This window comes from Streptomyces flaveolus (assembly GCF_044765825.1).
Taxonomy (GTDB): Bacteria; Actinomycetota; Actinomycetes; order Streptomycetales; family Streptomycetaceae; genus Streptomyces; species Streptomyces flaveolus.
Genome location: NZ_JBIWKU010000001.1, coordinates 982,004 through 1,007,021 on the forward strand (window position 1 = coordinate 982,004; position 25,018 = coordinate 1,007,021).

Annotated in this window: 25 protein-coding genes and 1 pseudogene; 14 read left to right on the top strand and 12 right to left on the bottom strand. The window is 70.4% G+C overall.

The annotated features are described in order from the left end of the window. Positions 1–6: 6 nt before the first annotated feature. Genes ACIRG6_RS04360 through ACIRG6_RS04370 form a run of 3 tightly spaced genes read right to left on the bottom strand, consistent with a single transcriptional unit; the run spans position 7 to position 3,964 of the window. Positions 7–1,824, bottom strand: coding sequence for a DEAD/DEAH box helicase (locus ACIRG6_RS04360; RefSeq protein WP_364819470.1), 1,818 nt, complete (start codon positions 1,822–1,824; stop codon positions 7–9). Beyond that, a complete protein-coding gene (locus ACIRG6_RS04365) occupies positions 1,821–3,248 on the bottom strand; it encodes a hypothetical protein (protein WP_403320633.1) in 1,428 nt (475 codons plus the stop codon). The genes ACIRG6_RS04360 and ACIRG6_RS04365 overlap by 4 nt, the downstream gene beginning before the upstream one ends. A gap of 11 nt (positions 3,249–3,259) precedes the next feature. Then, positions 3,260–3,964: a hypothetical protein gene (locus tag ACIRG6_RS04370; RefSeq protein WP_364819474.1), complete on the bottom strand. Its 705-nt coding sequence runs from the start codon at positions 3,962–3,964 to the stop codon at positions 3,260–3,262. Positions 3,965–4,282: 318 nt separating this feature from the next. On the opposite strand from ACIRG6_RS04370, the gene ACIRG6_RS04375 reads away from it, so the two are divergent. Together ACIRG6_RS04375 and ACIRG6_RS04380 are read left to right on the top strand one after the other, a co-directional pair. Then, positions 4,283–5,263 (top strand): hypothetical protein, encoded by a 981-nt coding sequence (locus ACIRG6_RS04375; protein WP_364819476.1) that lies wholly within the window; start codon positions 4,283–4,285, stop codon positions 5,261–5,263. Between the two features lie 85 nt (positions 5,264–5,348). Then, the gene (locus ACIRG6_RS04380) at positions 5,349–6,011 is read left to right on the top strand and encodes an HAD family hydrolase (protein ID WP_364819478.1); all 663 of its coding nucleotides are present in this window, start codon (positions 5,349–5,351) and stop codon (positions 6,009–6,011) included. On the opposite strand, the gene ACIRG6_RS04385 is transcribed toward ACIRG6_RS04380, so the two are convergent. Further along, positions 5,992–7,266, bottom strand: a complete 1,275-nt coding sequence (locus tag ACIRG6_RS04385) for a transcriptional regulator (protein ID WP_364819480.1) — start codon at positions 7,264–7,266, stop codon at positions 5,992–5,994. The two genes, ACIRG6_RS04380 and ACIRG6_RS04385, sit on opposite strands and share 20 nt — an antisense overlap. Before the next feature lie 191 nt (positions 7,267–7,457). Here ACIRG6_RS04385 and ACIRG6_RS04390 point away from each other — a divergent pair, with 191 nt between their 5' ends. Genes ACIRG6_RS04390 through ACIRG6_RS04400 form a run of 3 tightly spaced genes read left to right on the top strand, consistent with a single transcriptional unit; the run spans position 7,458 to position 9,512 of the window. Continuing rightward, on the top strand, positions 7,458–8,024 hold the full coding sequence (locus ACIRG6_RS04390) for a hypothetical protein (protein ID WP_403320636.1): 567 nt from the start codon (positions 7,458–7,460) through the stop codon (positions 8,022–8,024). Next, positions 8,021–9,220 (top strand): ATP-grasp peptide maturase system methyltransferase, encoded by a 1,200-nt coding sequence (tgmC, locus tag ACIRG6_RS04395; protein ID WP_403320638.1) that lies wholly within the window; start codon positions 8,021–8,023, stop codon positions 9,218–9,220. Before ACIRG6_RS04390 ends, tgmC begins: the two co-directional genes overlap by 4 nt. Positions 9,221–9,254: 34 nt before the next feature. Then, positions 9,255–9,512, top strand: coding sequence for a hypothetical protein (locus tag ACIRG6_RS04400; protein ID WP_364819486.1), 258 nt, complete (start codon positions 9,255–9,257; stop codon positions 9,510–9,512). Positions 9,513–9,548: 36 nt separating this feature from the next. On the opposite strand, the pseudogene ACIRG6_RS04405 reads toward ACIRG6_RS04400, so the two are convergent. The 3 genes and pseudogenes from ACIRG6_RS04405 to ACIRG6_RS04415 form a co-directional block, all read right to left on the bottom strand. Continuing rightward, positions 9,549–9,722: pseudogene (locus ACIRG6_RS04405) on the bottom strand (ASCH domain-containing protein); the annotation flags it as partial. Positions 9,723–9,762: 40 nt separating this feature from the next. Next, positions 9,763–10,140, bottom strand: a complete 378-nt coding sequence (locus ACIRG6_RS04410) for a nuclear transport factor 2 family protein (RefSeq protein WP_350720638.1) — start codon at positions 10,138–10,140, stop codon at positions 9,763–9,765. A gap of 78 nt (positions 10,141–10,218) precedes the next feature. After that, entirely contained in the window at positions 10,219–10,641 is a 423-nt protein-coding gene (locus ACIRG6_RS04415) for a cytidine/deoxycytidylate deaminase family protein (RefSeq protein ID WP_403320641.1), read from the bottom strand. Positions 10,642–10,799: 158 nt separating this feature from the next. On the opposite strand from ACIRG6_RS04415, the gene ACIRG6_RS04420 reads away from it, so the two are divergent. The 7 genes from ACIRG6_RS04420 (at position 10,800) to ACIRG6_RS04450 (ending at position 17,855) form a co-directional block, all read left to right on the top strand. Further along, the gene (locus ACIRG6_RS04420; RefSeq protein WP_365022345.1) at positions 10,800–11,831 is read left to right on the top strand and encodes a hypothetical protein; all 1,032 of its coding nucleotides are present in this window, start codon (positions 10,800–10,802) and stop codon (positions 11,829–11,831) included. 637 nt (positions 11,832–12,468) lie between these two features. Next, a complete protein-coding gene (locus tag ACIRG6_RS04425) occupies positions 12,469–14,028 on the top strand; it encodes an ATP-binding protein (RefSeq protein WP_403320643.1) in 1,560 nt (519 codons plus the stop codon). Between the two features lie 2 nt (positions 14,029–14,030). After that, positions 14,031–14,453 (top strand): roadblock/LC7 domain-containing protein, encoded by a 423-nt coding sequence (locus ACIRG6_RS04430; RefSeq protein WP_225638534.1) that lies wholly within the window; start codon positions 14,031–14,033, stop codon positions 14,451–14,453. Then, on the top strand, positions 14,450–14,803 hold the full coding sequence (locus ACIRG6_RS04435; protein WP_318213014.1) for a DUF742 domain-containing protein: 354 nt from the start codon (positions 14,450–14,452) through the stop codon (positions 14,801–14,803). Before ACIRG6_RS04430 ends, ACIRG6_RS04435 begins: the two co-directional genes overlap by 4 nt. Further along, positions 14,781–15,401, top strand: a complete 621-nt coding sequence (locus ACIRG6_RS04440) for a GTP-binding protein (protein ID WP_318213015.1) — start codon at positions 14,781–14,783, stop codon at positions 15,399–15,401. The genes ACIRG6_RS04435 and ACIRG6_RS04440 overlap by 23 nt, the downstream gene beginning before the upstream one ends. Beyond that, positions 15,398–16,615, top strand: a complete 1,218-nt coding sequence (locus ACIRG6_RS04445) for a cytochrome P450 (RefSeq protein WP_403320645.1) — start codon at positions 15,398–15,400, stop codon at positions 16,613–16,615. The genes ACIRG6_RS04440 and ACIRG6_RS04445 overlap by 4 nt, the downstream gene beginning before the upstream one ends. Before the next feature lie 10 nt (positions 16,616–16,625). Continuing rightward, a complete protein-coding gene (locus ACIRG6_RS04450; protein ID WP_403320647.1) occupies positions 16,626–17,855 on the top strand; it encodes a cytochrome P450 family protein in 1,230 nt (409 codons plus the stop codon). Positions 17,856–17,913: 58 nt separating this feature from the next. On the opposite strand, the gene ACIRG6_RS04455 is transcribed toward ACIRG6_RS04450, so the two are convergent. Beyond that, the gene (locus ACIRG6_RS04455; RefSeq protein WP_239766368.1) at positions 17,914–18,384 is read right to left on the bottom strand and encodes a carboxymuconolactone decarboxylase family protein; all 471 of its coding nucleotides are present in this window, start codon (positions 18,382–18,384) and stop codon (positions 17,914–17,916) included. A 234-nt stretch (positions 18,385–18,618) separates the two neighbouring features. Here ACIRG6_RS04455 and ACIRG6_RS04460 point away from each other — a divergent pair, with 234 nt between their 5' ends. Further along, the gene (locus ACIRG6_RS04460) at positions 18,619–18,921 is read left to right on the top strand and encodes a hypothetical protein (RefSeq protein WP_359396821.1); all 303 of its coding nucleotides are present in this window, start codon (positions 18,619–18,621) and stop codon (positions 18,919–18,921) included. A 7-nt stretch (positions 18,922–18,928) separates the two neighbouring features. Here ACIRG6_RS04460 and ACIRG6_RS04465 read toward each other — a convergent pair whose 3' ends face one another. The 3 genes from ACIRG6_RS04465 to ACIRG6_RS04475 all read right to left on the bottom strand — a co-directional run bounded on the left by ACIRG6_RS04465 (position 18,929) and on the right by ACIRG6_RS04475 (position 22,327). Next, a complete protein-coding gene (locus ACIRG6_RS04465; RefSeq protein WP_403320650.1) occupies positions 18,929–19,288 on the bottom strand; it encodes a VOC family protein in 360 nt (119 codons plus the stop codon). 48 nt (positions 19,289–19,336) lie between these two features. Continuing rightward, on the bottom strand, positions 19,337–20,857 hold the full coding sequence (locus ACIRG6_RS04470; protein WP_403320653.1) for an MFS transporter: 1,521 nt from the start codon (positions 20,855–20,857) through the stop codon (positions 19,337–19,339). 129 nt (positions 20,858–20,986) lie between these two features. Further along, positions 20,987–22,327, bottom strand: a complete 1,341-nt coding sequence (locus tag ACIRG6_RS04475; RefSeq protein ID WP_318213021.1) for a DUF445 domain-containing protein — start codon at positions 22,325–22,327, stop codon at positions 20,987–20,989. A gap of 234 nt (positions 22,328–22,561) precedes the next feature. On the opposite strand from ACIRG6_RS04475, the gene ACIRG6_RS04480 reads away from it, so the two are divergent. Beyond that, a complete protein-coding gene (locus ACIRG6_RS04480; protein ID WP_364674858.1) occupies positions 22,562–23,926 on the top strand; it encodes an SGNH/GDSL hydrolase family protein in 1,365 nt (454 codons plus the stop codon). A 255-nt stretch (positions 23,927–24,181) separates the two neighbouring features. On the opposite strand, the gene ACIRG6_RS04485 is transcribed toward ACIRG6_RS04480, so the two are convergent. Continuing rightward, on the bottom strand, positions 24,182–25,000 hold the full coding sequence (locus ACIRG6_RS04485) for a DUF1707 SHOCT-like domain-containing protein (protein ID WP_403320656.1): 819 nt from the start codon (positions 24,998–25,000) through the stop codon (positions 24,182–24,184). Between the last annotated feature and the right edge of the window lie 18 nt (positions 25,001–25,018).

Here is a 25,018-nt window from a genome sequence, read left to right on the forward strand (position 1 = left end):
CTGCTCCTAGCGGCCTCCCATGTGACTCAGCAGTGACTCGATGTCACTCGGCGCGAGGCCTGCGGCGACCGCCGGCTCTTCCTCAAGGTCGGCGAGCTGCTGCACCGTGGGGTCGTCCAGGATGCGCCCCATGAACTCCAGCTTGCGTTCCAGGCTCGCGGCCACGACCTCATCGACGGTGTTCCGCACCGCCAGGACCGTCACCCGGGTCTCCGTGCCGGGGGCGAGCCCGAGACGGTGGATCCGGTCCAGGCTCTGGAGGAACCGTCCCGCCATGAAGTCACGGTCCACGTAGACCGCATCATGGCAAACGTGGTGCAGGCTGATCCCCTCCCCCAGGGTGGCCGGGTTCGAGATGAGCACCATGCACGCCGGATCCTCCCTGAACCGGCGAATCTGCTCCTCACGGTCAGGCGTACCGCCGTAGACGACTGCCGGACTGTACTTCTCCAGCATGCGCTCAAGCGTGGTGAGGCTCCTGACGAACGTCGTCCAGACCAGCGTCTTCCGGCCCTGGGCAGCGTTCTCCGCGATGATCGCCACGGCTTCCTTGTACTTGGGCGAAAGCTCGTAGTCAGGGAGGTTCTGCATGAGCGAGTACAGCGAACTCCCCTGAGGGGGGTCGAACGGCGGAAGCTGATACACGAGCGGCTCGTACCGGCTGGCCCCCTCAAGGAGCAGGGCCGGGCTTGTGGCGGCCATGAGAAGCCGGAGAGCCGTCTTTCCGAGGGAACTCAGATCCTCGCGCGCAGCCCCGCTCTTCTCGCCACCCACGATGGCCGTGTAGATCTCGTCATGCAGCGGCGGCATGTCAACGAAGCGCAGTCCCAGCTGCACAGGAGGCAGGCCCAGCTCGTGCTTCGTGGTGCGGGTGAACAGCGGCCGGAGGACGGAGCTGGCGTGCGCGAGATCCCCGCCAGCAACGGCTTGGACCACCGTGCGCTGGCCGTGTCCCGGCCAGACGAAGCCCAGAAGGTTCTCCAGGTCCCTCGAACCGTTGGGTGCCGGCGTACCAGTAAGGATCAGCCGGCGCGCGGCCAGCGGGCCGAGCGCCATGCATGCCGCCCCGTAGGTACCGCGCGCACCCAGCTTCATCCGGTGAGCCTCATCCAGGATGATCATGGAGGGGCCGGCCTTGAGCCAGCTGGCCAGCATGGACAGCGACCGGTCGAGACGCTCGTAGTTCACCACGAGCACCTCCGCCCACTGATCCAGCGACCCGTCCAGGACGTTGATGCGCAACGGGTGGATAAGGCACTCGGCGGTCTCATAGCGCCATGACTCGTAAGCCGACTTCGGACACACGACCAGCAGCCGCTTTACGCGGCCGGCAGCCTTCTGGGCCGCGTACACAGCCAGCGCGACCCGGGTCTTGCCAGCGCCAGGCACACTGAAGTTGGCACCGTGCTGGAGCGACAGGAGCTTCGCGATGTCCCGGCGCTGGAATTCGCTGAGTTCCCCCTTCCAGGACTCACCCAAGAGAGCGGGCACGTCATCGGGCGAGACCTCGCCGGTCGTCTCCCGGCCCGCGAGCCGCTGCTGCACGGTGTGAGCGTCCTGAACGACACCGGACACCAGCTCCCGCAGGTCATCCGCCCACTCCACACCGGCCGGGTCGGACCATGTGCCGAGGAGGCCGAGGTCCGCAAGCAGCTCGTCCAGAGAGACTGAGGCACTCAGCGGGCCGAGCTGGCCGCCGGTACGAAACCGGGCGGCCAGCTGGACCAGTTCCTCCTGGAACGATTCCGTTGTCCGCAGAACCACGCGGGTACGGGTCTCATCGAACCTGAGGCGGAGCGACTTTTCACTGTCGGTGCTGGTCACCGGGAGCCCTCCGCCGAGACCGCGTCCAGCAGCCAGGACACGCCGTCCCCGGGCTGCGGCAGCCCACGGCCGGCCTGCTGCGCAAGCTTCAGCAGGCTGCCTCGCAGCCTGACCACAGCGTCGTCGAACGCCTCCTCGTCCAGACTGCGGGAAGTCCGCGCCTGCACCAGGTCGTTCACGCACTGGTCGATGCTCGCGCAGGCTTCCGCCAGCCGGGCCGGGGCAAGCTGCTTGCGCTTGCGCAGCCGGGCGCTGCGTCCCGCCGCCTCGATCGCCTCGTCGAACGCCTTCTTCGTACTGTCCCAGGCGTCCTGCGCGGCGGCCTTCCGCTCGTCACCGAGATCCGAGGCTTCGTTCCTCACCACGGCGGCGGTGCGGAGGATCTCGTCGTTCATCGCCCGGGCCTCCGCGACGGCGGACGAGGCGGCGGGCACCTCCAGGCCCAGACCAGGGATGGACACCGACTGCGGCTGCGCGGCTTTCGTACCGCCCATGGGCAACTGCTGCTCAAGCCCCGCCTTCAGGAAGTCCTCATTGATGTGGCGGACGTCCGTCTTGGAGAAGTTGAGCAGAATCGCGGCCAGGCGCAGCTCCTTCAGGACCTCAGCCTGGTCACGGTCCACCGTTTCCAGCTTCACGTACAGCCGGTGAAGCTCCTTGAGCCTCTCCTGCGCGCCCTCCCAGTCCACCAGGCGCAGTCCGTTGCCGCCGCCGGTGCGGCTGCGCTCGTTCAGCTCGCGGATCGTGCTGAGGATCCACCGCTCCTGGTGGTAGGTGCGAACCTGGATCCGGAAGTCCTTAGCGATCTGCTCCGGCGTCCGGCCCAGCGCCGCCTGCTCCTCCATGGCGATGAGGCGGTTGATGTAGGAGTAGTCACGCCGATGGTCCCTGCGGAGCTGCAAGGACAGTTCGACGGCGTTGATGTCAGCCCAGGTGAACGACGCCGGCAGCACGCCGACGCGCATCGACTGCGCACCGAGTTCGCGCAGCGCGGCGGCTCGGGTGTTGCCGTTGACCAGCACCCCGTGCCGGGTCACCAGCCCGGGGTCGTTCTGCCCGAACTGGTTAAGGCTGTCCTTCAGGACATCGAAGTCCTTGTCCCGCACACTCGTGTTCTCAGGGTCCGCCTTGAGCAGGAACCCGAGGTAGTCCTGGCTCTCGGCGCTCCAGGGGTCCTTGTCCAACCCAGCGTCCCGCTCGGCATCGTGGCTGCGCTGAGCCCGGATCCGGTGGGTGCTGGGGTTGTAGAAGAGGCTGCTGAGCGGCAGGTCAATCACTTCCACATGGGCCTGCTGCCCGTTCCAGTCGACGGTCACAGTCTCCCTGGTGCCGCCAGACGACTTGACCTCCTCGACCTTCTTGCTGATCAGCTCGCTGAACTCGGCCGCCCGCGGCGGGGCCGGAAACTCGCGCATCATCGTCATCCCGTCCTGTCTCAGTCGTCCGTACCGTCAAGAGCGTCGGCCACAGCCTTACGGGAGTCCTCCGGCAGGGTCCGGTACAGGCCCCACAGCGCCTCCAGCGAGCTATACGTGCGCTGGTCGTTCTTCACCCAGCCGCTCAGCACGCTCCGCTCAAGAGGAGCCAGCGACTCGATCTGGGAAAGCACCTCCCCCAGGTCCACGGCCCGGTCCACGGTGCCCCGCCCGCACCGCTGGCACTCGGTGACCAGCTGATGGGTAACGCTGCCGTCCGCCAACGTCACCTGCCGTCGGGCGACATTGAGCACCGCCTGCGTGACACCGTCCTCGTACGCCTCGCCGGCCGCGATGCCGCACGTGCGACACAGGTACCCGTCGGCCTGCATCACCTTCGCCCGCTGGGCGTTGGTGATGCTCGCCTTGTGGCTCGGTCCCTTCGCCTGGCCCGGCACCCACACGTCCTTGCCGCGCGTCACGAACCGGCGCTCCTCCGGAAGCAGCTCCGGGTCCTCGCGGGCCGTGGAAATCTCCCAGCCGTAGTCCCGCAGGCCTCGCATGCGCCGGTCGATCTGCGCGACGTCCGGGAAAGCCTCGCGCAGCTTGGCCACCGTGAAGATCTGCCCCTCCCCTACCACCTGGACCAGCCAGAGAGCGGCACGCGCCATGCTCCCCAGCTTGCGGTTTCCCACACTGGTCTCCTGCCAGGACGGCATCGTCATGATGGGTTCCCCTCCCATTGAAAACGCATGTAATACGTGCAATTAGACGGTCTGCCGCATATCACATGAAATGGCAAGACTGCATCATGCGTAGATATGCAACTCGCGCCGCCCCCCGCACCCCTGGCGGCTGACATCTAAAGCGTGGCACATCGAAACCGCGTTGAACCCTCTCGATGCAACTTGCGCACCAACTAGCAAGAGAGGAACCAAAAACGGCCAGGCGGCGGCCCGTTGGCCTCCGGCACAATGTCGAACAACGTCGCCGACCGAGGGCGCGTGTGGCCAGTTCGTCCAGGAATGCGGAGGTTCGCCACCATGGCAGCGCGTAGCAGCAGTCGCCGCCCGTTCGCGTGGACGGAGAAGCACTTCGACGAGAACGTACTGCCAGACAAACAGCGGCTGGCTGCGGCCCTGCAAGGGATCTGCCGTCACCTGACCATCAGGACGCCGGACGGGATGGCGCCCACCCACCCGACGCAGGCCCAGGCCGCCAAGTACCTGAACATCAGCGAGACCGCACTGAGCCGTTACCTCCACGGCCTGCACGTCCCGCCAGACAAGGTGACCACCTTCATCTTCGACACCGCCTGCCGCGATGCCGGAGGGATGCGGAACCTCGGCATTACCAAGGAACACCTGCTGGAGCTGCGCGCGCGAGCCGAGCAGGAACGATGCGGCAACTGCTCACGGCACAGGGAGGCGGTACGTACTGCCGGACAGAAACTCAAGGCCATGCAGGAGAAGCAGGAAAGACTGGAGCGGACAGCAGAGGAGAAGGCCAGAGAGCTGCGGGAAGCACGAGAGCAGGCCTCCGCACTGAAGCGCGAGGCACAGCAAGTGAGAACCGCCCAGTCAGTTACCGAAGCCGGCCCGCATAACGGTCGGCGGGCGGCTCGGGCCGCAACTCTGTTGCCGGTCCGCCGCCGACAAGGGGACCGGCAACAGAGCAAAAACGAAACGGCAGCCGCCCGGAGCATCGCCAGCCGCGCGGATGAACTGCTCGGCGGCGGCCGGCCGGACAGCACGCTCGCCCTTCTGCGGCACACCGCGGAGGCGTACACGCCCGTTGAAATGGCCCTGCTCGTAGCGCTGTTGCGTACCAACGGACACCATGAGCTGGCCGACAACCTGGTGCACATCTACGGGCGTGACCGAAGCGCCAGGGATGTGGTGCGCGGGGCGCTCATGCTGCACGAACACGAAGCCGTCGCGGACGCTGAGGCGCTTCTGCGTACAGCGGCAGCGCATTCTGAGACTGCGCTCTCCCGGGTGGGGCGGTCCGGTCTGTCCAGCTGACGACGGTTGGCGTCCCAGGACTTCAGGCCCAGGAGCAACGCCTGGCGCTGCGCTGTGGCATGGAGTGCTTCGGTACCCTGCCGGCATGATTCGCGCAGTGGTCTTCGACGTAGGTGAATGTCTGGTCGATGAGACCCGTGAGTACGGGACCTGGGCAGACTGGCTCGGCGTGCCCCGTCACACATTCCATGCGATGTTCGGCGCGGTGATCGCCCAGGGCCGCGACTACCGCGAGACCTTCCAGAAGTTCAGGCCTGGCTTCGATCTCTACGAAGAGCGCGAGAAGAGGGCAGCCGCGGGGCAGCCCGAGACGTTCGGCGAGGACGATCTGTACCCAGAGGTCCGCGCCGCTCTCGGACAGCTCCGGTCGGACGGACTGTGGCTCGGCATCGCAGGAAACCAAACGGTCCGTGCGGGGCAGATCCTGCGCGAGTTGTTCTCCGATGACGTCGATCTGATCGGGACCTCCGACGACTGGGGGGCCAGTAAGCCCGATCCGGCGTTCTTCAAGCGCGTCGCCGACGCCGTACCTGTCGAGGTCGGCGAGATCCTCTATGTGGGGGATCGCTGCGACAACGACATCCGGCCGGCCCGCGATGAAGGGATGCTCACCGCCCTTGTACGTCGCGGGCCGTGGGCCACCATTCAGTGGGACAGCCCCGAGGCCAGGGAGTTGCCGACCTTCCGTATCGAGGGTCTCGACGACCTCCCCAGCAGGATCGCTCAGTTCAACGGCGCAGCACGCTGACCGTGGTCGACCAGTCGTAGAGGCGGTCGTCCAGGTCGCGGACGCAACGCTCGTGCTGGTAGGGGGTGAGTGCCCGGCGGACCTCGCGTACGCGGTCCATGCCTGTCGCGTACCAGGTGACGGCCAGGTGATCGAGGGCCTTTCCCGCATACTCGCAGGCCGCCTCAGGGTTTCCGGACTTAGCTTCCACGGCCGCCAGGTCGCCGTAGACGACCGTGCGCTGCTTATCGTCGGCGGGCGTCATGGCTTCCAGTGATTCCAGCAGCGCTTGGCGGGCCTGAGGAAGATGTCCCGCGAGGAGCTGGGTGTTGCCCTTGAAGGCCGCGAGCCGGGCCGGCGAGAACCAGTCCATCCATGAGGGTGACGCGTGCTCGTTACCCTCCCTCAGCACGTCTTCCGCATGGCCGATCAGATGCAGGGCGGTGCGGGTGTCCCCGCACCTGGTCTCGCATTCGGCCTCGACCGCATCCAGCCACGCCAGAAACTCAGCGGACGCAGGAGCGCGGCGGGCGTAGGTCCGCGCCGCGATCATGCGCTCCAGGGCTGACTCGCGGTCACCCGCCCAGCCGGGGATAAAGGCCATGTGGGCGATGATCGCCGAGCCGAGCACCGGATCGTCAGCTTCGCCCGCCGCCTGCAGGGCAAGGAGAAGCGTCTCGTGGGCAGCATCCGGTTCGCGGAGATCGAAGAACTCGATCCTGCCCGCCAGAAGGTACGTCTCGGCCAGCGCGGCCGCGATCACGCGACGTGTGGTGTCCGCCGCCTCCGGGAGCAGCACGCAGCCCAACGTGGCGTGGGCCATGACGGCTGGGTGGAGCTTCGCCGGTGCCACCGACCAGTACAGCCGCCGATGGGACCTGGTGACCGCCTCGAAGTCCGCTCCAGCGGTCGCCGGCTGGGAGGCCGCAGCGGCCCTGCCAGCTGAGACGGCCAATCCCAGGCCCACCGCTCCCCCTGCGATCAGCATGCGGCGCACGGGATCAGGCGTCGGTCCCTCGGAGCCCCACGGCGGCATGAACCCGAGCGCCTCCAGGCTCTGGCCCAGCAGATGTACGAGCACTCTCTGACAGTCCGGCTGCGGCCAGGGCGGGTTCTCCGACTCCCAACGGCGGACCTGCCGTGCACCGATGGACAGGCCACGGATGCCCATGCGCTTCGCATGCTCCGTGAGGGCATCAGCCAGGTCCTGCTGCGAGTTGTACCCGGCGGCCACACGGGCGGCTTTGAGCCGGACGTTGCCTGTCGGCCTGGACACGGGGACCTCCTGGGGACGACTACGCAAAGCTTGCCACAGCAAGGCCGATATCAGGTACCTAGTCACCCATGGGGCGCAATCCAGGCCCTTTGGAAGTCCTTTCAGTGACCTACCAAAGTCCTAGATGCACCGGACGACTTAGTGAACTCTGAACGGCGTATCCAGCCGTGGCGGACAGCAGGAGGAAGCCCGTGTTCACACAGGAAGCTCTGGACCACGCGATCGCCGAGTGGCTCGCTCGTGCCGATCGGGATCCGGAGCGAGTCCGGCGGGAGTGGGCGACGCAGGGCGTTGCGCTGGTGCCGCTCGGCGAACGGTTCGCAGCCGTACGCATGGCGGCGCACGTCGTTCACTCCGCCCTGCGGACCGACGACCGGGACGGGGTGGCCGTGGCACTGGGTGAGTTGCTTGGCGGATCGGTCATCTACGACCGCCGGGTCGCCGACGGGACGTACTACGCGCTGATCCAAGCGCACACTGCTCTGGTCTGGGCGTACGACGACATCGCAAGCTGCCTCGGGCTCGGTACCTACCTTGGGGTTCCCCGTCTCGACCGCCAACAGCCGCCAGGCACCTATTGGGTCGTTCCGCCACGATACGAGGGCGACCTGTGCGCCCCGCGAGCGATCACAGCGCTGGTGAAGGAGGGACGGGAGCGGCTGGCCGAGCAGACGGAAGCGGCCGTGCCAAGGCCCTCCACGAAGGCGGCCGGGCAATCTGCGCCCGGGACAGCACAGGAAGGACCTGACAGGCCATGACTCTCCCCGCAGACGTCGACAACGATGCGACCGTGCTTCGCAGGGCGTTGTCCAATGCCCTGACGGCAACGGGGGCTTCCATTGCCCCGGCCTGGCTGGCCGTCGCGGACAGGGTCCCGCGCCACGCGTTCGTACCCGGCTTCTATCTGCCCGTCGGCAAGCCTGACGCGCAGGCACTGACCGTGTGGGAGCCGGTCACGCCCGAACTGGACTACGGTCGATGGCTGTCGAGTGCGTACTCAGACAGCACACTAATCACCCAGTTCGACGGCGATGAGGCCGACTGGACCAACCCGGCCGTCCGGCATGGAGGTTCTCCCACCTCGTCGTCCACCCTGCCTTCCCTGGTCCTGCGCACGTGGTCGGATGCCGAAGTCGCCGAAGGGCACACTGTGCTGGAGATCGGCACCGGGACCGGATACTCGACGGCACTCGCCTGCGAACGTCTGGGTTCGTCGCACGTCACCAGCGTGGAGATTGATCCCGCCGGACTGGAAAGAGCGGCCAACGCGCTGCACGGCTGTGGATACGCGCCGACGCTGGCCCGGGCGGACGGACTGTACGGGTACTGGCCCGAGGCCTGGTTCGACCGGGTCGTGGCCACATGCTCGTTCCGGGCTGTACCGCCCGTCCTGCTCCGACAGGTACGGCCAGGCGGGAAGGTACTGCTCCCCCTGTCGGGGTGGCTCTACGGCAGCGCCCGTGTCCTGCTCACGGTCAATGCGAACGGCACCGCTGAGGGCCCTCTGCTGCCCGGCACCGTCTCCTTCATGCCGGCTCGCACACACACGGCTCCGGCCTTCGGGAATCCGTCCGACTGGGCCGCGGGCCTGCCTGAGCAGTCCCGACCGGCACGGCACACCCCCGAGCGGCTCACGAACGCGGCCAATGAGGCATTCCTCCTGCGGTACCTCGTGCAAAGTGCCGTACCGGATACCCAGATGATCACCATCGACGGGGTACTGCACCTGATCGACGTAGTGTCCGGCTCCGCCGCCACGCTCGCCTGTGAAGCCGATGCCTGGGTCGTGCGTGAGGGCGGGCCGTTGAAGTTGTGGGAGCGGGTCGAGCAGGTCATCGACGGCTTCACAGCCGCAGGGCAGCCCGGCCCGGAGGCCTTCACACTGCGCGTGGACGAAGACGGGCAGCGGCTGTTGCATCCGCTGATGCCCCCTTTGCGACTCCCCGGAGTCTGAGAGTGGGGAGCGAAGTGTCTGTCCCTTTACACCAGTGCACTTGAAAGCCATCAGCGACGTGAGAGCCGCATTTCGATCCGGGCATGGGTTTCCCGGCGATCGAGAGAATTTCGAGGCCGACCTGCAGCGGGCGCTAGAAACGTCGGCGGAGACGGACTCCAAGGCCGTGGCCGCGGTGATCGCTGACTACCGCGGCAGGATCCGCCTCCACCAGGACCCGGACTTCAATGTCGCCCTACAAGAGGGCATTGCCCTCACAGCGCAACTGAAGCGAGAGGCTGTTCTCAAGTGACCGGCCATCGGATGCACCTGTCACGCCATCACGCCTCTAGGAAGCCGCAACGACCCGGAACCGCAGGCACACCAGCGGCGTGTCCTCGTCCACCGGTGTGCCGATGTGGTCCCAGAAGCGCCTGTGGCCCGCGCGCCACTCGTCCAGGGACCGGTCGCCCTCTCCTTCGGCGGCGTGTTCCCGCGTGACCGCGCCGAAGGGGGCCGGCTCGACGCCGGTGAGAAGGAGGGCAGTGCCCGAACAGGCCCACTCAGGAAGCGGACGGCTCGATCTCCCCGGCGAAGACGATCACCTGGTCGATGAGGCTCCGCCGTAGATGGACGATGTCCGTTCCCGCCAGGCGGGGGCCTCCGTCCGGCGTGGTGAAGGCCCACTGGTACCGGGCCCACTCGTCGGGCATGTCCACCGCCGAGCACCGCACCATCGTGCCGGTCCCCGCCGGGTGGCGCCGGATGTCCAGTACGAACTGCTCGACCGCCGCGATCCCTTCCCTGCGGCCCAACGGCCCCCAGAAGACCACGTCCGAGGTCAGGGCCTGGGAGAGCAGCGCAGTCACATAGCTGTCGTCCGAGGCGTTGAACGCGGAGAGGAACGTGTCGATCGCGGACCGCGCTGTCTCTTCCTGCATGCACCAGTCATACCAGCCGTTTCGCCCAACGCGCTCCAGCGGACGGCGAACCGCACCGGGCAGGGGCGGGCGGGACGCTCAGGCCGACGCCCCCGTGGCGTCGGCTTCGAGCTGGTGGTCCGCCCAGACGTACGTCTCCGGCAGGAGATCGGTGACGGGGACCGTCCGAAGGTCGGCGTCCCTGCCCACGATGACCTTGAGGTCGGGGAAGTAGTCGGCCAGGACCTGCCGGCACCGGCCGCACGGGGCGACCACGCCCCGGTCGCGGTCGCCCACGGCGACCATCGTGTCCAGTTCGTAGGCGCCCTGCGCGGCCGCCGCGCCGACGACGACCAGCTCGGCGCAGGGGCCGCCCGTGAAGTGGTAGGCGTTCATCGCGGTGACGATGCGGCCGTCCCGGGTGCGGGCCGCGGCGGCCATGGTGTGGTTGTCGCCGTGGCTGCGCTTGCGGGCGACGTCGGCCGCGGCCTGGATCAGTTCGTGGTCGACGGGGTGCGTCACGGCGGAGCCTCCTGCGGGGTGGCGTGGGTGGTCAGGGCGTCGGCCGACCAACCTAGTGCCGCCATCGGCCGCGTGGAATCGGATATCGGCCGGTGAGCAGGGGCAGTCGGCGGGGTCCGGCGGCCCCTCCCGTCCGCGACGGTGAGAGAGTCGGCGCCATGACGAGGACCACCCCGCCCCGCCCGGTCGACATCGAGGCGCTCTTCCCCGAGCTCGCCGGCTACCGGGGCACCACCACCCGACTGCACCCACGGGCGGGGAGTCCTCGCGCGGAGGACAGTTCCGTGGGCGGGCCCCTGCTGTGGCCCGTGGACGAGCCCTGGCCCGTCTGCGTCGAGCCGCACGTGCGGGACCGGGGGCGGCGGCTCGCGGACATCCGTCGGGAGCGGGAGCTCTGGGCGGCGGCGCACCCTCGTGGAACAGGGCTCACGGACGCCGAGCGCGAACTCCTGGACGAGCTCAAGCGCACACACCGGATCCCCGGCCTCACCGAGACGACCCCCGTGCCGATGATCGGCCTCGCCCAGCTGTACCGGCGGGACGTTCCCGACCTCCTTCCCGGGCCGGACGGCTGCGACCTGCTCCAGGTGTTCTGGTGTCCCTTCGACGCGCACGGCAGGACGGGGTTCGAGACGTACCTGGAGCTGCGGTGGCGCAGGTCGGCCGAGGTCGGTGAGGTGCTGGCCGCGCCGCCGCTGCCGGAGGTGGTCGGCTACGCCGGGTACGTCCCCGAGCCCTGTGTGCTGCATCCCGAGCAGGTCGTCACGTATCCGTTCGCCGGGCTCCTGCCCCGGGAGCTGTGCGACCGGCTCGACGCCTGGGACGAGGCTCTTGAGGAGGAGGCCGAAGAGGCCGCCGACGGCGACGGCTGCGCGGCGGAGTCGATCGGGTACCAGTACGACCTCTCCATACCGCCCGGATGGCGCGCGGGCGGCTACGCGTCCTGGCACCGGACCGATCCGTGCGCCATGGACTGCCCGGCCTGCGCGGCTCCCATGGAGCTGCTGCTCACCGTCGACACCTCCGAATGGGACGGTGGCAGCGGCAGCTGGAAGCCCGTCGAGGACCGGGACCTGCCCCCGCGTCCCTTCGCCACGCCCACCGGGGTCGTCGTCGGCAACCACGGTGAGCTGAACGTCTTCGCCTGCCCCGCCGACCCCGGGCATCCGCATCGCTGGAGCGTCCAGTGAGCGGGCCCGGGTCGCCTACGACGCCGAGTCCGGCCGCTGGCTAGCAGGACACCCTCTCGGTCACCAACTGCTTTTCGGCCAACGTCAGTTGGCCGTCAACCGCGCATTTTTCGCCTCATACTTCCGGGAACGGCCATTCGTGGTCACTGAGCTGCCACGACGTGTGAGCACAAGCGGTATGGTCCCTGCCGAATGCCCTTGGCGGGCCCGGCAGTTCAGGTGTCTGCAGGAACGAACCTGCGCTGCTGCGAGCCCCGCTCCGCCGTCGTCCCCCACCGCTCGTGCAGGCCCTGCGCTCGTCCCCTGGAGATCCATGTCGTGCACACTCACCGTTGTCGGCATCGCTGAGTCCTCGGCACGTGGAGGCGTGACGGGGGCGCGGTCCCGGGCGGTGCCGCGGGAGAGCGCCGAAGGCCGCCGCGTCCCTTTGCCGCGGATCGAGAGACGCCGGCTACTTCTGGCTTGTTGAGGCCCCTCGCCGCCGCAGGGCGGCTCCGGTACGCCCTCGCTACCGCGACACCGGCCCACCGGTCCGGCGCCCCCGGCCGCCCCGCCCGCTCCCTCCGGACCAGCCTCTCCGACCGCCGGGACCGGCCCACACCCCCACACCGACGGCTTCCCCATCCGTGAGGACCCGATGACTGAACTGCTGTTGACCGGCGCCCTGTTGCTGGCGGTGGCCGGAGCCGGGGCCGCCTGGTACTTCCGGCGCGCACGCGATCAGGCCCAGCGCCAGGCCGAACTGCTGCGCCGGCACGCCGACCGGCTCACCCTGCAACTCCTCGCGGCCGAACAGTGCGTGGGCCACTTCGCGACCACCGTGATCCCCGCGGCGGCCGGCGCCGGGCAGGGCGGTGACGGGGGCAAGGGCGCGGTCGTCGTACCGCCGAACCTCGACGGCACCCCGCTCGCCGAGCGGCTGCTCGCCCTCCCCGGGGCGCTGGCCTCGGCCGTGGGCGAGATACGGGCGCAGGAGCGGGCGGCGGCCGCCCGGACCGCCGATCAGATCCGGCAGGACACGGAACGGCAGATCGCGCAGGTACGGCACGAGTCCCTGGGCGTGGCCCGGGCCGCCGTACGCGGCTTCGCCAACAACGTGGTGGCACGGGCGGCACGGCTCGGCCGGTCCGTCAGCCAGGGTGTGCGGCGGCACATCTCGGACGAGGCGTACGCGACGCTGGTGGAGATCGACCACCTCACGCAGCAGATGCTGCTCACCGCGTCGGGCTACGCCGTGCTCGCCGGGGACAAGCTCTCGCGGCGCTGGCCCGCGACCTCGCTGACCGACATCGTGCGGGCGGCGATGGGCCGGATCGAGGGGTACGAGCGGATCAAGCACCCCGAGATGGGGACCGTCGCGGTCGAGGGACGCGCGGTGGAGGCGGTCGTGCACGCGCTCGCCGTGCTGCTGGACAACGCGCTGCGCTACTCCCCGCCCGCCGCCAGCGTCCACGTGTCGCTGGAGCAGGGCCACCACGCGGTCTTCCTGATCGTGGACGACGCCGGCCTGCGCATGGACGACGAGCGGCTGCTGTGGGCCAGCAACGTGATGTCCGGCGAGCAGCGCGACGACATCACCCGCCTGGGCGCCCACCCCCAGACCGGGCTGCGCGTGGCGTCCCTGCTGGCGGAGAACTACGGCTTCCGGGTCGAGCTGACCGCACCGAACATCTACCAGGGCACCCGGGCCATGATCGTGCTGCCGAAGAACCTGCTCGTCACGCCGGGACCGGCCGGCCCCGCCGTCGCCTCGACGCCGTCGGTCCCCGCGGGGCGGACCGAGCCTGCCGCCGCGCCGCTCGCCGCACCACCGGCCTCCGCGGTCGAGCCGGCACCGCAAGCCGTACCGGTCGCCGCCGCGACCGTACCGGCGGCCCTCGCGGCCGGGCCCGAAGCAGGAGCCGTCCGCGAGGCACAGGCCGCCCCGGAGCCACAGGCCGCCCCGCCCGCCACCACCGCCAGCGGTCTGACCGTCCGCCGGCGCACCAAGGCTCCCGTCGCCGCGCGCCGCACCGCCGACCCCGCCGCCGCCGGGCCCGGCCGTCCCGCCGTCGCCGCCGCCTGGGCGGAGGGCACCCGCCGCGGCCGGCAGGACCAGCCCTCCCCGACCCCCGCCGGAACCGACGCGGCACACCGGACGGCCCCCGGCCCCGGACCCGACGCCGCACACGACGCCGCACCCGAAGAAGGACACTGATCGTGCGAGACACACACACCAACAGCCTGGGCTGGCTGCTCGACCAGGAACTCGGCACCGTCGAGGGCGTCCGCTACGCCGTACTGATGAGCAGCGACGGACTGCTGAAGGCCCGGACCGAGACGATCGGCCAGGACGACGGGGAGAAGTTCGCCGCGCTGACGGCGGCGCTGCGGGCCGCGGGCAAGGCGTGGGACGAGTTCACCGGCGGCCAGGGCATGCGGCAGCTGCTGATCGAGTCGGTCGGCTGCATCGGTCTGACGACCACCGCCGCGAAGAACACCATGCTGTCGGTCTGCACGACCGGTCCGGACGCCGATGTCGGGCTGATCTCCCATCACATGGTGCGGCTCGCCACCCGGCTGGGCCACGAGCTGGGCACCCAGGAGCGCGTGCCGGCCGCGGAAGGCGGCTCGCCGGCATGACGGGGCCGCGGCGTGACCCCGACATGGTCAGGCCCTACGTCCGCACCGGCGGTCAGATCCGTGCCCGTGACGACGTGCGCCTGGAGAGCGTGCTGATCGCCGCCTCCGGGCCCACGGACGCCCTCGGCCCGGACGCCCGCCGGGTGATGCGGCTGTTCGCCGGTGCGGAGGGCGGCCTGGCCGTCGCGGACATCGCCGCCGCGCTGGAGCTGCCGCCGTCCACGGTGCGCATCCTCGTCTCCTCGCTGATGGACTCCGGCCACCTGGCCAGCCCGGTCGCGGCGAGCGACCACCAGCCCGAACCCGACCTGTTGCAGGAGGTACTGCGTGGACTGCGCTCCATGGTCTGACCCGCCCGTCACCTACGTCCCGGCCACGGTGACGCGGTCGGCCAAGATCGTGGTCGCGGGGGGTTTCGGCGTCGGCAAGACGACGCTGATCGGCAGCGTCTCGGAAGTGAAGCCCCTGCGGATGGAGGAACCCATCACGCAGGAGAGCGCGGGCGTGGACGATCTGCGGGGCACCCCGCACAAGACCACGACCACGGTGGCGATGGACTTCGGCCGCATCCACATGGCCGGCGGCCGCATCGCGCTGTATCTGTTCGGGCTGCCGGGGCAGGCCCGTTTCCAGCCGCTGTGGGAGGACCTGGCCGAGGGCGCGCTCGGCTGTCTCGTCCTGGCCGACACCCGCAACCTCGACGCCTCCCACGACGCCCTCGGCCTCCTGGACAACGGCGGCATACCGTACGCCGTCGCCATCAACACCTTCCCCGGCGCCCCGGACTACCCCGAGTCGGAGCTGCGCGAGGCCCTCGCCCTCGACCCCGTCACTCCGCTGACGACCTGCGACGCCCGCGACCGCACGTCCTCCCTGCACGCCCTGATCACCCTCACCGAGTACCTCTCCGAGCACCGCTCGGCCGCCCTCCTGGAGTCCCGCCGATGACGATGCCGTCCGCCGCGTCCGCGCCGACGAGCCCAGGGCGGATCGCCCTGTACACCGCGGAGTTCGCCGCCGACCCGCACGCCGCCTACCGGCGCATGCGCCGCACCCACGGCCCCCTCGTCCCGGTCGACCTGGCGCCCGGTGTCCCGGCGACGCTGGTGATCGGCTACTACCAGGCCCGCCGCATCCTCAACGACCCGCTGCACTTTCCCGCCGACCCCCGTGCCTGGGAGAAGCTGATCCCGGCGTCCTGCCCGGTCAGGCCGATGATGGAGTGGCGCCCCAACGCGCTGCGCTCCGGCGGCGTCGAGCACGCCCGTTACCGCGGCGCGAACACCGCCGCGATCGGCGGGGTCGACCAGCACGGGCTGCGCTCCCTCGTCGAGAAGGTCGCCTCCGGCGCCATCGACGACTTCCGCAAGCAGGGCGAGGCGGACCTGCTCTCCCAGTACGCGTTCCCGATCGCCTTCCGGGTCCTGAGCGCGCTGCTGGGCTGCCCGGACGAGATCGGCGTGCGCATCGCCGACGGCATGGCGAAGATCTTCGACACCACCAACGCCGAGCAGGGCAACCAGATCCTCGCCCAGGCCGTGGCCGACCTGGTGAGCCTGCGCCGGCAGCACCCCGGCGACGACATCACGTCCCGGCTGATCACCCACTCCGCCCGGCTGAGCGACGAGGAGATGGGCCACCAGCTCGTCACGCTCTACGGCGCCGGGATCGAGCCGCTGACCAACCTGATCAGCAACACCGTGCTGAAGATCCTCACCGACGAGGAGTTCTCCGCCGACCTGCACGCCGGGCTGTCCACGGTGCGCGACGCGCTCGACGCCGTCCTCTACACCGACCCGCCCATGGCGAACTACTGCATCTCGTACCCCCCGTACCCGGTCGACGTGGACGGGGTCCTCCTGCCCGCCGACCAGCCGGTCGTGATCTCCATGGCGGCCGCCAACAACGACCCGGCGCTCACCGACGGCGTGCCCGAGGGCCGCCACACGGGCAACCGCGCCCATCTGGCCTGGAGCATCGGCCCGCACACCTGCCCCGCCCGCTCGCACGCCTACCTCATCGCGGAGACCGCGGTCACCCACCTCCTCGACGCGCTGCCGGAGACGGACCTCGCCGTGCCCCTGGCCGAACTCGTCTGGCGCCCCGGCCCGTTCCACCGCGCCCTGGAATCCCTGCCCGTCACCTTCCCCGCCGTCACCTAAGGAGCCCGCCATGCCCGACCAGCAGTCTCCCCTCGTCCTCGACCCCGCCGGCGCCGACCACCACGCCGAGCACCGTGCCCTGCGCGCCCGCGGTCCGGCCACCCGGGTGGACGTGCTCGGCGTGGAAGCCTGGTCGGTCTCCGACCCGGCCCTGCTCAAACAGCTGCTCACCGGGCCCGACGTCTCCAAGGACGCCCGGGCGCACTGGCCCGCCTTCGGGCAGGTGGTCGGCACGTGGCCGCTCGCCCTGTGGGTGGCGGTGGAGAACATGTTCACCGCGTACGGCCCCAACCACCGCAAGCTGCGCCGGCTGGTGGCGCCCGCCTTCAGCGCCCGCCGCATCGCCCACATGCGGCCGGCCGTCGAGGGCATGGTGGACGGGCTCGTCGACCGTCTCGCGGGGCTCCCCGCCGGGGAGCCGGTCGATCTGCGCCAGGAGCTGGCGTACCCGCTGCCCATCGCGGTGATCGGTCACCTCATGGGCGTGCCCGAGAGCCGGCGGGACGGCTTCCGGGCCCTCGTGGACGGTGTCTTCGACACCACGCTGAGCCAGGAGGAGGCACAGGCCAACACCGCCCGGCTGTACGCGACCCTGGACCAGCTCATCGCCGACAAGCGCAGCACCCCGGGCGACGACATGACGTCCCTGCTCATCGCCGCGCGGGACGACGAGAGCGACGGCACGGGCCTGTCGCACGAAGAGCTGCGCGACACCCTGCTGTTGATGATCAGCGCCGGCTACGAGACCACCGTCAACGTCATCGACCAGGCCGTCCACACCCTGCTGACCCGGCCCGACCAACTGGAGCTGGTCCGCGAGGGTGCCGTCACCTGGGACGACGTCGTCGAGGAGACGCTGCGTCACGAGCCGGCGGTCAAGCACCTGCCGCTCCGGTTCGCCGTCACGGACATCCCCCTGCCCGACGGGCAGACCATCGCCCGCGGTGAGGCGATCCTCGCGTCCTACGCCGCCGCCAACCGTCACCCCGCATGGCACGACGACGCCGACACGTTCGACGCGGCCCGCACGGTCAAGGACCACCTGGCGTTCGGGCACGGCGTCCACTTCTGCCTCGGCGCGCCCCTCGCCCGGATGGAGGTCACCCTCGCGCTCCGGAGCCTCTTCGACCGCTTCCCCGACATCCGCCTGGCCGATCCCTCGGCCGAACTCCCGGCCGTGCCCTCCCTGATCAGCAACGGCCACCAACGGCTCCCGGTCCTGCTGCACGCCGCCGGCTGAGCAGCGGACGGCCCGCCCCGGTGTGCCGGGGCGGGCCGTCCGGCGTCGCGCGCGGGCGTCAGCCGAACATGCCCGGCTCGTAGTCGCCCGCCGGCTGCTGGGTGATGACGTTCAGCCGGTTGTACGTATTGATGACGGCGATCAGGCCGACCAGCGCGGCGAGCTGGTCCTCGTCGTAGTGCTTCGCCGCGTCCGCCCAGGCCTCGTCGCTGATGCCACGGCCGTCGGCGATGCGGGTGCCCTGCTCGGTCAGCTCCAGGGCGGCCCGCTCGGCGTCGGTGAAGACCTTGGCCTCCCGCCAGGCGGCGACCAGGTTGAGGCGCAGCGAGGTCTCACCCGCCTTCGCGGCGTCCTTGGTGTGCATGTCGAGGCAGAAGCCGCAGCCGTTGATCTGGCTGGCGCGGATCTTCACCAGCTCCTGGGTGGCGGCCGGCAGCCCCGAGTCGGTCACGACCTTGCCCGCCGAGTTGATGTGCCGCAGGAGCTTGCCGGCGATCGGGTTGCCGAAGAGGTTGAGGCGAGCGTCCATGGTGGGTTCCTCCGTCGTGGGTTCGGCCGTTCGGCCGTTGCCGTATCGCGTTACACAGCTACGACGGAACGCGGAGGTGTGGTGTGACAGGCCGGCCGCCGAAGCCAGTGTGACCTGCGTCACAGTCGACCCGGTGCTGTCCACCGCCCGCCCCGGCGCGGGTGCCGTGCCCGGCGGGGATTAGCCTCGGTCTGAAAAGACGGAGAAAAGCAGGAGAAAAAGCAGGAGGCAGGCATGGCGAAGGTTCCCAGCGCGGTGGTCGCGGCGAGCGGCCTCGTCGGCGGGTACGGCGTGGCCCGCTGGACCAGGAAGCGGCAGCTCGGCGGGGCCGTGCTCGCCGTCGCCGGGGCCGCCGCCGCACAGCAGTGGCGCCGGCAGGCCGGCGGGAAGGCCGCCGGGGCGCTGACGGCCGCTTACGTCGCCGGTTTCGCCGGGTCCCACCCGCTCGCCAAGAAGGTGGGCGCCTGGCCCGCCGTGTTCGGGGTCGCCGGTGCCGTCGCGCTGGCCTCCTGGGCGGTCGCCGACCGGCGGGCCTGACCTCGGCCTAGGAGCGGTGCGTCAGCACGTTCACCACGCGCCCGCTCGGGTCCCGTACGAAGAAGCGCCGTACGCCCCACTCCTCGTCCCGCAGCTCCCGTACGATCTCCGCGCCCGACGCGACGACCCGGGCGTGGACCGCGTCGACGTCCTCGACCTCCACGCTCAGGTCGGGGACCACGGGCCCGGTGCGCTCCTCGGTGAAGAAGCTCACCTGGGCGGTGGGGACGGACGGTGAGGCCATGGTCGACACCCATCCCATGTCCATGACCTCCTCGAAGCCGAGCAGGCCGTAGAAGTCACGGCCGGAGGCCAGTTCCTCCTCGGACCCGGCGTGGATGTTGGGGACGATCCTGCGGACGGTCATCGAAGGCTCCTCGCGGTCGGCCGGGTCGGGAGGCGGTCGGCCCGGACTCTACGCCGTCGCGGTGCCCGTGCCCGGCGCTTCCTTCGCTCCGTCGCCCGCCCGCGCGGTCGACAGCGGCTCCGCGATGTCCTCCAGGGAGCGGCGTTCCGCCTTCACCGCGAGGAACGCGGCCACCAGGCCGGCCGCGCACATCAGCCCGGCGCCGACCTGGAAGGCCAGCACCGTGTCGCCGACCACGCCGGACTCCGTGAGGTCGGCGAAGAGCAGCGGGCCGCTGATACCGCCGGCGGCGGTGCCGAGGGCGTAGAAGAAGGCGATGGCCATCGCCCGGGTCTCCATGGGGAAGATCTCGGAGACGGTCAGATACGCGCTGGAGGCGCCCGCGGAGGCGAAGAACAGCACCACGCACCAGCAGGCCGTCATGGTGTCGGCCGTCAGCGAGCCCCGGTCGAAGAGCCACGCCGTGATGAACAGCAGGACACCCGACAGCAGGTACGTGCCCGAGATCATGATCCGGCGCCCGACCGTGTCGAACAGCTTGCCGAGCAGCAGCGGGCCGAGGAAGTTGCCGGCGGCGATGACCGCGAAGTAGTAGCCGGTGTGGCCGGTCGGCACGTCGAAGAAGGTGATCAGGATGGTGCCGAAGCCGAAGGTGATGGCGTTGTAGAGGAACGCCTGGCCGATGAAGAGGGACAGGCCGAGGACCGCGCGGCGCGGGTACTTGCCGAAGACGGTTTTGGCGATCAGGCCGAAGCCGATGCTCTTGCGCTGGTGGATGGTGATCTCACCGACCGGCCGCGGCAGCCGTTCCCCCTTCTCCTGCTCGATCTCCCGTTCGACCGTGGAGACGAGTTTCTCCGCCTCGTCGCCGTAGCCGTGGATGAACTGCCAGCGTGGGCTCTCCGGGACGTGCCGGCGCACCAGGAGGATGACCAGGCCGAGGACCACACCGAGGGCGAAGCTGAGCCGCCAGCCGAGGTCCTTCGGGAAGATGTCCGTGTCCAGCATGACGATGGACAGCAGGGAACCGCCGATGGCGCCCAGCCAGTAGCTGCCGTTGATGATGAGGTCGACCCGGCCCCGGTACTGGGACGGGATCAGCTCGTCGATCGCCGAGTTGATGGCCGCGTACTCGCCGCCGATGCCGAAACCGGTGAGGAACCGGAACAGGAAGAACCACCAGGACTCGAAGGACACGGCGGTCAGCGCGGTCGCCACCAGATACACGACCAGCGTCACCATGAACAGCTTCTTGCGGCCGTGGCGGTCGGTCAGCCAGCCGAAGAACAGGGCGCCCGAGCAGGCACCGGCGACGTAGAGGGCGGCGGCCAGGCCGGTGATCTGGGCGGAGCTGATGTCCAGGCCGCTGCCGTCCTCGGCGATCCGGCCGGCCACGTTGCCGACGATCGTGACCTCCAGGCCGTCCAGGATCCAGACGGTGCCGAGGCCGATCACGATCATCCAGTGCCACCGGGACCAGGGCAGCCGGTCCAGGCGGGCGGGGACCGCCGTGGTGACGGTTCCCGTGGACGCGGGCACGGAGTTGGGCGACGACGATTCCGCTGGCATGACTCCCTCTCCGTCGAGGACCGTGGGACGACGCCGCCCGGTCCCGCGGTGCCGTGCGGCGCCGTCGGACCGAGCGATCGGAACCCGTGTGCCCCCGACCGGGGCGGACAAGCCCGGCCGATCGAGGAGCTACGCCCCCAGCATGCGGGAGACCGTGTAGATCAGCAGCCCGGCCAGCGAGCCGACCACCGTGCCGTTGATCCGGATGAACTGCAGGTCCCGGCCGATGTTCGCCTCGATCTTCTTCGTGGTGTGCTCGGCGTCCCAGCCCGCCACCGTGTCGGTGATCAGGGACGTGATCTCCCGCCGGTAGGTGGTGACGACGTACACCGCGGCGCCCTCCACCCACGAGTCGACCTTGCCCTGCACCTTCGGATCGGACGCCATCCGCGCACCCAGCGACAGCAGCGACGCCCGCACCCGCAGCCGCAGCTCGCTGCGCTCGTCCTCCGCCGCCGAGACGATCATGGAGCGTACGGCGGTCCAGGCGGACGCGATCAGGTCCTGGACCTCGCCACGGCCCAGCACCTCCGTCTTCAGCCGCTCCACACGCGCCCGGGTCTCGGTGTCGGACTGCAGGTCGGAGGCGAAGTCGGCGAGGAAGCGGTCGAGGGCGCCGCGCGCGGGGTGGGCGGGCATGTCGCGCATCTCGGTGACGAAGCGCAGCAGCTCCTTGTAGACGCGCTCGCCGACCTTCTTGTCCACGAACCGGGGCGTCCATCCGGGTGCCCCGCCCTGCACGGCGTCCATCACGGAGTCGCCGTGCAGCACCAGCCAGTCGTGGGCACGGGAGACGATCAGGTCGACGACCCGCCGGTGCCCGCCGTCCGCGACGACCCGGCCCAGCATCTTGCCGATGCCCGGGGCGATCTCCTGCGCGTCGGCCCGCCGGGTGATGGCCTCCCCGACCACCGCCTGCACGTCGGAGTCGCGCAGCACGGTGAGGGCACCGCGCAGGGCGGCGGACAGCTCGGCGGTCACCCGGTCGGCGTGCTCGGGCACCGCCAGCCAGGCACCGAGCCGGTTGCCGATGCCGACGGCGCGCAGCCGCTGCCGTACGACGTCCTCGGAGAGGAAGTTCTCGCCGACGAACTCGCCCAGCGACACGCCCAGCTGGTCCTTCTTCTTGGGGATGATCGCGGTGTGCGGGATGGGCAGCCCGAGGGGATGGCGGAAGAGGGCCGTGACCGCGAACCAGTCGGCGAGCGCGCCGACCATGCCGGCCTCGGCGGCGGCGGAGACGTAGCCCGCCCAGGCGCCCGCGCCGCGGTGGGAGGCCCACTCGGCCAGGACGTAGACCACGGCCACGAACAGCAGCAGGCCGGCGGCGGTGAGCTTCATACGGCGCACGCCGCGCCGCTTCTCCTCGTCGGCCGGGCTGAACGCCGTCATCGCCCGGTTGCGGACGGCGCCGGGCGCGGCGGCGGAGGACGGGCTTTCACCCGCTTCGACGCCCTGCCCGATACCCATGGAACCCTCCGGACGTTCTGCCTTCGTGCGTGCCATCCGCTCCACCGTTCGACGATCCGTCCCGCACCCATTGTCCCTTCCTGACCGACTCCTGGAACGGAACACAAGTTCCCGGCGTCTGACGGGAAGGGGGAAAGCCGGGGGGTCACGCGGCCCCACCCCGGCCCATGACGCATCATGGGCTCATCGGACCGGAGCCTCGGAGCTCCCCTCGCCCGAGGAGAACAACACAGCATGACCGAAGGTCATGACGGAGGCGTGGGGGCGCCTCCCAGCAAACAGCGTGCCCTGCTGGCCGCGATCGTCGCCCTGATAGTGGCGATCTCCGCCGCCATATACGCCACGGTGGCCTCCGACGACGGCACGCGGGACCGCACACCGGTCGCCGGCGGCCGGCTCCCGCACAACGACGCCGCGCCCGCCTCCACCGGCACCTGGGTCGGCGCCTGGTCCACCTCGCCCGTCGGCCCCGAACCGGGCACCGCGGCGCAGGGCATGGCCGGCCGCTCGGTCCGCAACGTCGTGCACGCCGGCGTCGGCGGCAACAGCGCCCGGATCACCCTGTCCAACCTGTACGGCCGGTCACCGCTGACCGTCACCCACGCGTCCATCGCCCTGGCCGCCGACGACGGCACCGCCGCCGCGTCCGCCGGCAGCATGCGCCGGCTCACCTTCGGCGGCAGCCCCCGGGTGGTCGTCCCGGCGGGCGGACAGGTGATGAGCGACGTCGCCCGCATCGCCGTCCCCTACGGCAGCGACGTCCTGATCACCACCTACTCCCCCGTGCCCTCCGGCCCCGTCACCTACCACCCGCACGCACGGCAGACCAGCTACGTCGCCGAGGGCGACCGCGCCGAGGACGTCACCGCCGACGCGTACACGGGCAGGACCTCGTACTGGCGCTACGTGACGGCGCTGGACGTGCTGAGCCACGAGGCCGTGGGCACCGTCGTCGCGCTCGGCGACTCGATCACCGACGGCTACCGCTCCACGATGGACGCCAACCACCGCTGGACCGACGTCCTCACCGAGCGGCTGCGCGCGGCGGCCGGCGCCGGGCGGAACGTGCCCCGCTACAGCGTGGTCAACCAGGGCATCAGCAGCAACCGGCTGCTCACCAGCGGCCCGGGCACGCCTCCCGCCAACCCCAGCACGCTGTCCCGGTTCCCCCGGGACGTGCTGGGCCGCACCAACGCGAAGGTGGTCGTCGTCGCCATCGGCGTCAACGACATCCTGCACAGTCCGGAACTCGCCGACCGGGAGTCGATCCTCGCGGGCCTGCGCACGCTGGTCGACATGGCCCACGCCCACGGGCTCAAGGTCGTCGGCGCGACCGTGATGCCGTTCGGCGGGCACAGCGGCTACACCGACGCGCGCGAGAGCATGCGGCAGGAGATCAACGAGGAGATCCGCGAGGGCCGGGTGTTCGACGCGGTCGCCGACTTCGACGCGGCACTGCGCGACCCCTACGACCCGCGCCGTCTGCGCGCGGACTACGACAACGGCGACCACCTGCACCCCAGCGACAGGGGATACGCGCGCATGGCGGCGGCCCTGGACCTGAACGACCTGAGGACCACGTCACCGGCAACGCTGTGACGGGCCGGGGGGATCCGCCGCAGCAGTCGCCGCCGCTGCGCACAGTCGCCGTAGCTGCGGGCAGTCGTGCCTCCCCCAGAGCCTGAACGGCCTGGGAGGTACCCCCAGGGGCGGCACGGGTGGGCGGTGGGGGTCCCCCCGCGCGAGCGCAGCCGAGCGTGGGGGAGGCACCCCGCAACGCCGGGCCGCGACAACCCCGCCCCGGCAACCGAGGCGCCGCACGACATAACGCCGGCTCAGTGGGCGGGGCCACAGTCAGCCCTCCCCGCGCCTCCGCTCCCGCTCCTCTCGCCGCTCCTCGCGCCGCTCCCGCATCAGCCCCCGATGCCCGTCCAGCATGGTCCGGTGGGCCTCCTCCACGTCGTCCCGGAACGACGCGTGCAGCTCCCGCCGCGCAGCCTTCCGCTCCAGCTTCTCCCGCCGCCGCTCCTCCTTCAGCCGCAGCCGCTCCGCCCGCGTCACCTTGCGCTCCACCCCGACGCCGCCCCAGAAGGCGAAGCCCGTGACGACCACGCGCGGCGCACCCGGCTCGGCGGGGACGCCCTCCTCACGCTGGTCGAACCCACCCATGATCCCGATGCCGCGCACGACCACCTCGACCCCGGGCGGCACGACCACGTTCATGCCCCCCATGATCGCGACGCAGTTGATCACGACCTCACCGTCCGCGAAGTTCGCCTCCCGCAGGTCGAGCTCACCGCCGCCCCAGAACGCGAAGCAGTTGAACCGCTTCGGCACCGTCCAGCGCCCCTTGCGCTCGAACCCGGACATCACGGCGACCGCCCACGTCGACGACCCCTCGCCGCCGGTGATCCGCCCCGCCCAGCCCCCGCTCCCCGCGGGGTCCTTGGTCATCGACACCCGCGGCACCGGCGCCACGACGCCCTCCCCGGCCGGCAGGTCCCGGGTGATCGGCGCCAGGTCCCCGTAGGTCCGCGCACGGTAGGTGGCGTCCAGCCGCTCCTCGAACTCGGCCATGTCCAGGCGCCCTTCGGCAAGGGCGTCCCGCAGGACCTCGGCGACTCGTTCACGGTCGGCGTCGGATGCACGGAGTTCCGGGGCGTCGTCGGTCATGTACAGCAGCCTACGAGC

What these genes read in the sequence shown, in the direction of transcription:
- ACIRG6_RS04445 (WP_403320645.1), top strand. Translation starts at nt 15,398, where the DNA reads ATGACGATGCCGTCCGCCGCGTCCGCGCCGACGAGCCCAGGGCGGATC.
- ACIRG6_RS04425 (WP_403320643.1), top strand. Translation starts at nt 12,469, where the DNA reads ATGACTGAACTGCTGTTGACCGGCGCCCTGTTGCTGGCGGTGGCCGGA.
- ACIRG6_RS04475 (WP_318213021.1), bottom strand. Translation starts at nt 22,327, where the DNA reads ATGGGTATCGGGCAGGGCGTCGAAGCGGGTGAAAGCCCGTCCTCCGCC.
- ACIRG6_RS04485 (WP_403320656.1), bottom strand. Translation starts at nt 25,000, where the DNA reads ATGACCGACGACGCCCCGGAACTCCGTGCATCCGACGCCGACCGTGAA.
- ACIRG6_RS04450 (WP_403320647.1), top strand. Translation starts at nt 16,626, where the DNA reads ATGCCCGACCAGCAGTCTCCCCTCGTCCTCGACCCCGCCGGCGCCGAC.
- ACIRG6_RS04380 (WP_364819478.1), top strand. Translation starts at nt 5,349, where the DNA reads ATGATTCGCGCAGTGGTCTTCGACGTAGGTGAATGTCTGGTCGATGAG.
- ACIRG6_RS04465 (WP_403320650.1), bottom strand. Translation starts at nt 19,288, where the DNA reads ATGACCGTCCGCAGGATCGTCCCCAACATCCACGCCGGGTCCGAGGAG.
- ACIRG6_RS04420 (WP_365022345.1), top strand. Translation starts at nt 10,800, where the DNA reads ATGACGAGGACCACCCCGCCCCGCCCGGTCGACATCGAGGCGCTCTTC.
- ACIRG6_RS04410 (WP_350720638.1), bottom strand. Translation starts at nt 10,140, where the DNA reads ATGCAGGAAGAGACAGCGCGGTCCGCGATCGACACGTTCCTCTCCGCG.
- ACIRG6_RS04460 (WP_359396821.1), top strand. Translation starts at nt 18,619, where the DNA reads ATGGCGAAGGTTCCCAGCGCGGTGGTCGCGGCGAGCGGCCTCGTCGGC.
- ACIRG6_RS04455 (WP_239766368.1), bottom strand. Translation starts at nt 18,384, where the DNA reads ATGGACGCTCGCCTCAACCTCTTCGGCAACCCGATCGCCGGCAAGCTC.
- tgmC (WP_403320638.1), top strand. Translation starts at nt 8,021, where the DNA reads ATGACTCTCCCCGCAGACGTCGACAACGATGCGACCGTGCTTCGCAGG.
- ACIRG6_RS04470 (WP_403320653.1), bottom strand. Translation starts at nt 20,857, where the DNA reads ATGCCAGCGGAATCGTCGTCGCCCAACTCCGTGCCCGCGTCCACGGGA.
- ACIRG6_RS04435 (WP_318213014.1), top strand. Translation starts at nt 14,450, where the DNA reads ATGACGGGGCCGCGGCGTGACCCCGACATGGTCAGGCCCTACGTCCGC.
- ACIRG6_RS04480 (WP_364674858.1), top strand. Translation starts at nt 22,562, where the DNA reads ATGACCGAAGGTCATGACGGAGGCGTGGGGGCGCCTCCCAGCAAACAG.
- ACIRG6_RS04375 (WP_364819476.1), top strand. Translation starts at nt 4,283, where the DNA reads ATGGCAGCGCGTAGCAGCAGTCGCCGCCCGTTCGCGTGGACGGAGAAG.
- ACIRG6_RS04370 (WP_364819474.1), bottom strand. Translation starts at nt 3,964, where the DNA reads ATGACGATGCCGTCCTGGCAGGAGACCAGTGTGGGAAACCGCAAGCTG.
- ACIRG6_RS04365 (WP_403320633.1), bottom strand. Translation starts at nt 3,248, where the DNA reads ATGACGATGATGCGCGAGTTTCCGGCCCCGCCGCGGGCGGCCGAGTTC.